The 5,041-nt window shown below is 44.4% G+C and carries 3 protein-coding genes and 3 pseudogenes; 2 read left to right on the top strand and 4 right to left on the bottom strand.

The window, feature by feature from the left end; all coding sequences use genetic code 11:
- The coding region (locus tag FD44_RS09430) for a DUF536 domain-containing protein (protein ID WP_082618784.1) at positions 1 to 537 on the top strand (537 nt) is incomplete at its 5' end.
- 115 nt (positions 538 to 652) lie between these two features.
- Positions 653 to 2,073, top strand: a pseudogene (locus FD44_RS09420) (nicotinate phosphoribosyltransferase).
- 103 nt (positions 2,074 to 2,176) lie between these two features.
- Here FD44_RS09420 and FD44_RS09415 read toward each other — a convergent pair.
- The 4 genes and pseudogenes from FD44_RS09415 to FD44_RS10775 form a co-directional block, all read right to left on the bottom strand.
- Positions 2,177 to 2,848, bottom strand: a complete 672-nt coding sequence (locus FD44_RS09415; RefSeq protein ID WP_010620836.1) for a TetR/AcrR family transcriptional regulator — start codon at positions 2,846 to 2,848, stop codon at positions 2,177 to 2,179.
- A gap of 4 nt (positions 2,849 to 2,852) precedes the next feature.
- Complete coding sequence (locus tag FD44_RS09410) at positions 2,853 to 4,100, bottom strand: ABC transporter permease (protein ID WP_010620835.1); 1,248 nt, start codon at positions 4,098 to 4,100, stop codon at positions 2,853 to 2,855.
- Positions 4,078 to 4,662: pseudogene (locus FD44_RS09405) on the bottom strand (ABC transporter ATP-binding protein); the annotation flags it as partial. The gene FD44_RS09410 and the pseudogene FD44_RS09405, both read right to left, overlap by 23 nt.
- Position 4,663: 1 nt before the next feature.
- Positions 4,664 to 4,799: pseudogene (locus FD44_RS10775) on the bottom strand (ABC transporter ATP-binding protein); the annotation flags it as partial.
- Positions 4,800 to 5,041: the final 242 nt, after the last annotated feature.

Here is a 5,041-nt window from a genome sequence, read left to right as displayed (position 1 = left end):
ACTATTAGAGAACTTGCTGATGAATTGAAGGTCTCTAAACAAACTATTCAATATCACTACCAAAGACTACCAACAAAGAACCAACAAAAAGATAGTCAAGGTACAAACATGATTAGCCTGACAGCTGAAAGGATTATTAGGGACAAGGTAGCAAAGCCTTTGGTAGCAAAAGATCAACAAATAGGTAGCAAAAAAGCGACAAAGACTAGCAAAAAAAATAATGAGCTAATTGCTACTCTAAGAAAAGAGGTAGCAGATTTAAAGTCTCAACGTGACAAACAGCTTGCGACCAAAGACCAGCAAATAAGTAGCAAAGACAGACAAATAGATCATTTAACAAAACTAATAGACCAACAACAACAATTACAATTAGCAACAGTAGCAGAAGATCGCCATTTGAAAGAACGCCTACGAAAATTAGATGGCCCAGTTGAAGATCTTGAAAGTATAGAAAAAAGCCAAGTTGCAAAAACTGATGGTGCAAAAAAACAGGCAGCTAAAAATATAACTAATAAAAAATGGTGGCATTTTTGGTAATCGAATAATTATCGTAAATATGTACTAGAAAAGAGCATACAAATTATGGAGGGTCTGTACTAGAATTTCGGACAGAAACATAAGAGAATTGATTTATCCGAAAGGAGTCCTCAAAATGACCTATTCACGCAATCGCTACGACCAAGATTTTAAGAAAAATGCGGTACGTTTGAGTTTTAACTCTTCCAAACCAGTTAAAATCATTGCCTCCGAACTTGGTGTTCCTGAAAGTGCCCTGTATCGTTGGCGGAAGCTATATACCGAAGATGGAAAGCAAACGCCGTTTGCTTCTTTAGAAGCTGAGAACCGTGCCTTAAAACGTGAAAATGCCGAATTAGCATTGGAGCGTGATATGTTAAAAAAATCCGCCGCCTACTTTGCCAGTCTCCAGAAGGAACCCCGGTCTTTCCTCGTGAACCACTATTGACAATCACTGGACCACTTGAGCAAGCGCAATTACTTGAAACGCTCGTCTTAAATATCGTCAATCACCAATCACTGATTGCCACTAAAGCTCGTCGACTGAGTTATGCCGCGGCAGGACGTCCAATTATGGAATTCGGTGCGCGCCGTGCGCAAGGCCCGGACAGCGCACTTTACGGCACCCGGGCAGCCATTATTGGTGGCGCCAATAGTACTTCAAACGTTCTCGCTGCGAAGCTGTTTGATATTCCCGTTGCTAGTACCATGGCCCACAGTTGGATTGAAGCTTTCCCAGATGAACTAACGGCGTTTCGCAAGTGGACCGAACAATATCCTGACAATAGTGCGCTACTAGTCGATACTTATGATGTGCTTAACTCTGGGATTCCTAACGCGGTGACGGTCTTTAAGGAGCTACGAGCAGCTGGGCATGAACCCGTCGGTATTCGAATCGATTCGGGGGACGTCACGACTTTATCACAAGCTGCCCGGACACAATTGGACGCGGCTGGCTTTCCCAATGCCAAAATCACTATTTCTAACGCATTGGATGAACACATCATTACCTCGCTGTTGCACGAAGGCGCACCGATCGATAATTTTGGTATCGGTGAAAAGCTCATCACTAGCGCGTCCGCACCGGTTCTAAGTGGCGTCTACAAGCTTGCGGCAACTGAGAGCAATGGTCAGAGCACCCCCAAGATCAAGGTCAGTGCCAGTCGCGAAAAACTAACGATTCCTGGTGATAAGCAAGTCTATCGTCTGTACGAACCAGGAACTCAGCGGGCCTTTGCTGATTTGATTGCACTAGCTACCGAGACGATCGTTGATGCGACCAGCCTAACCGTCGTCACCAGTGACCCACTCAGTGTCGACCGTCAACAGCGACTCACCCATTTTGAAGCCCGGCCCTTACTCGCGCCGGTAGATTTGTCCAACACCACGTCAATTCCGGTTACAACCATTCAGGCAACGACCCAGGCTAAACTTGCCGAGCTCCCACGAACAACCCAGCGGCTCGTCAACCCAGATCTTTACCCGGTCTACATGACGACCACACTCAGCCAGTTACAAACTAGTTTGTTGAATAAAATGACGATACTAGCAGATTAACAAACGAACACGCGTAGCAACGACCAAAGCCACTTCTGTACTTAGCGTTCAAATGACCGCTAAGTACAGAAGTGGCTTTAGTTTATATCAAGTAACAGTTAGCTCACTGACCAGTAATTTGATCATGTTCACCCGGGGTCAATATTTTGGTCATCACCGTAATCAAATACGCTTGTTCGCGCTCAATTTCAGTTCCCGGCAATTCCAGCATTAACTGCGCTAGGTAACCGAATAGCTGCGATAACAAACTTTGCAGTATCAAATCATTCGGCCAATCCACAATCAAATGATCTGCTTTTAGTTGATTTATGACACTTCCCATCGGCTTGACCATCTTAGGCGCAATCTGGCTAAGAATCTGTTCGCGTCGTTCGGTGTCAAAAGCTGCCATTTCAAAAATGACCTTTAACTCTTTCACGTTAGCTTTAGCAAATGCAACTCGGTCCGTAAAAATTGCTGTGACGAATGCCTGTAGACTGGGATAACGCTGCCGTAATTCATCCTCTGAAAAATCACTCGCTAAGATTGGCACAATGTGCGCGGTAATTGGTGCTAAGATGGCATCCCGTAAGGCAGCCTTAGTCTTATACCGCCGATAGACCGTCCCCTCCGCAACGCCGGCCCGTTGTGCAATATCACTAGTACTGGTCTGGTCAAAACCCTTTTCAGCAAACAAATCGAGACTTGCCTGGAGGATGGCCCGTTGCTTAGGTGTAATCGTTTCATTCTGACTTAGATCCTGTTGAAAATAATCCCGTATCCGTGGTCGTTCCATATCCTCACACCTTCCGATAACGTTTCATTCCAACAATATTCAACATTGTTAGTACGACCATAAACCCTACTAATATTAACAAATTGACACCAATATCGCCAAGCCCAGCACCCTTTGTCACAACAGCCGTCATCGCATTAGCACCATAGTATAACGGCATGATGTGGGCAATTGCTTGCAACCAACTGGCCATGCCATCGACTGGAACCAACCCAGCAAAAAAGATTTGTGGTACAACAATCAGTGGAATAAACTGAATCATTTGAAATTCTGAGTTAGCAAAGGTGGAAATAAAGATACCCAAGGTCAAAGCCACTAACGCTAATAATAAGTTAGTCAGAAAGACCAGCCAAATACTACCAACTAAGTGAATCTTGAAGACCGTAATTGTGAAAACAACGGTCAGGACAGTCTGAATGATGGCAAAGCCCCCATAACCAATTAGATAGCCCATAATAATTTCACTCCGTCGAATTGGGGTTGCAAGTAGCCGGCTTAGGGTTCCAGTAGTGCGTTCATTCAAAAGTGAAACGCCAGAAATCAAGAACACAAAGAAGAAGACAAAGAAACCGAGAAAGGCTGGAAAAAAGTTTTCAAAGAACGTTGAATCACTACTACTATAAATATAATGAGACTTAGTCGTATAACTGGTTGCTTTAGCTGACTGAGTCGAACTAGACGTCGTGGCTGTGGCCTGCTTGAGTTGCTTTTGTAATTTCTCAGCAGTTGCCTGGTCACCGCGGGCCTGGGCTTGTGCAATGGCAGTCTTCAGCTTGGTCACCGTTGCTTGTGTCTGGGCTGCTGTCAGCTTCTTCAAAGCGGCTTGTTGCGATTCAAGGGCCGCGCGCTGTTTCTTAGTAACGGTCACCAGCGTCTTCATTTTCAACTTGACTAATCCTGATTGTAAACTCGCCTTAATTAAAGACGTGTTGGTTGGATTGCTATTTGAATAAGTAATCGTCAATTGACCATTTTTCTGAGTCAAATAGCCATCTAGATCATGCTGCTTAATCATTTTCCGTGCCTGTGAACTATCATAATGATGAATCGTCACGTTTTTGGTATCGATCACGTTAACCACGGATTGGTCTACATGATGAACACCCAAGCTTGCTACTTGCGTCGTGTTGTTTTGAAATAAGAAATACATCAGCGTCATAATCAGCAATGGTGCCAAAAACATCAGCGCCAAGGTACGCTTATCACGTAACATTTGCTTAAAAACTCGTCTAACGATTGCCATCGTTCGCATCTTGCATCCGCCCCGCTTTCAAAAAGACCTGTTCGATCGTATCTACTGCATACTGTTGTTTCAGTGCCGCGGGTGTCCCCTCAGCAAGCGCAATCCCGTGCCGAATCAACATGAGATAATCACACCGTTCTGCTTCGTCCATGACATGCGTTGTCACGAGCATCGACTTACCGGTATCCTTGATCTTATTTAGTTCGGTCCAAATTTGTTGCCGTAATTCTGGATCAATCCCAACGGTCGGTTCATCTAAAATCAATAATTGGGGATCCTGAATCAGGGCAATTGCCAACGACAAGCGCCGTTTCATCCCACCCGAATAGCCACTGACCCGCTTGTCTAATTGGGACGTTAAATCAACTAATCCGGCTGCATAATCAATCATCTGTGCTAACTTTATTTTTGGAACGCTCATCAATTGCCCAAACAAGGTCAGGTTTTCACGGGCCGTTAGTGTCTCATACAAAGCGTCACTTTGGGCCATATACCCTATTTGTGCCATTACCGCCCTATTGGGCATCACCGTATCCATGACTTTAACAGTGCCACTATCCACAGCTTCCATNTGGTCTTCCCAGCTCCTGATGGCCCAATCAAGCCATAAATCATTCCAGCCGGCAGTGTCAAATCAATCTGATTGAGCACTTGCTGATGACCAAAGTGCTTGCTGACCTGCTTGGCGATGACATAATCCGTTACCATTTTAATAACCCTCTTTCTCAAAGTGAGTGTATACTCACTCACTTAATGGCCTTAGTATAATCAGTACATCTCGGTTTGTCAACATTAAAATGAGTTATCACTCACTTATTTTGCTTCCGGCCTATTTGTCACCGCATTGCAAACAAAAATGCGCCACCCCGTTGTTGGGATGTCGCATTTTAATTAAATAGCAGCACTGATATAAGCGTTAGCAATGTTTAAGCCTACCGATTTTTTAATAT

This window comes from Secundilactobacillus malefermentans DSM 5705 = KCTC 3548 (assembly GCF_001436395.1).
Lineage (GTDB): Bacteria > Bacillota > Bacilli > Lactobacillales > Lactobacillaceae > Secundilactobacillus > Secundilactobacillus malefermentans.
Note: the sequence above shows the minus strand (reverse complement) of the source record. Positions and strands in the feature narration are given on the sequence as shown.

Excerpts from the sequence above, each read along its gene's own strand:
- FD44_RS09415 (WP_010620836.1), bottom strand. The coding sequence starts at position 2,848 with ATGGAACGACCACGGATACGGGATTATTTTCAACAGGATCTAAGTCAG.
- FD44_RS09410 (WP_010620835.1), bottom strand. The coding sequence starts at position 4,100 with ATGCGAACGATGGCAATCGTTAGACGAGTTTTTAAGCAAATGTTACGT.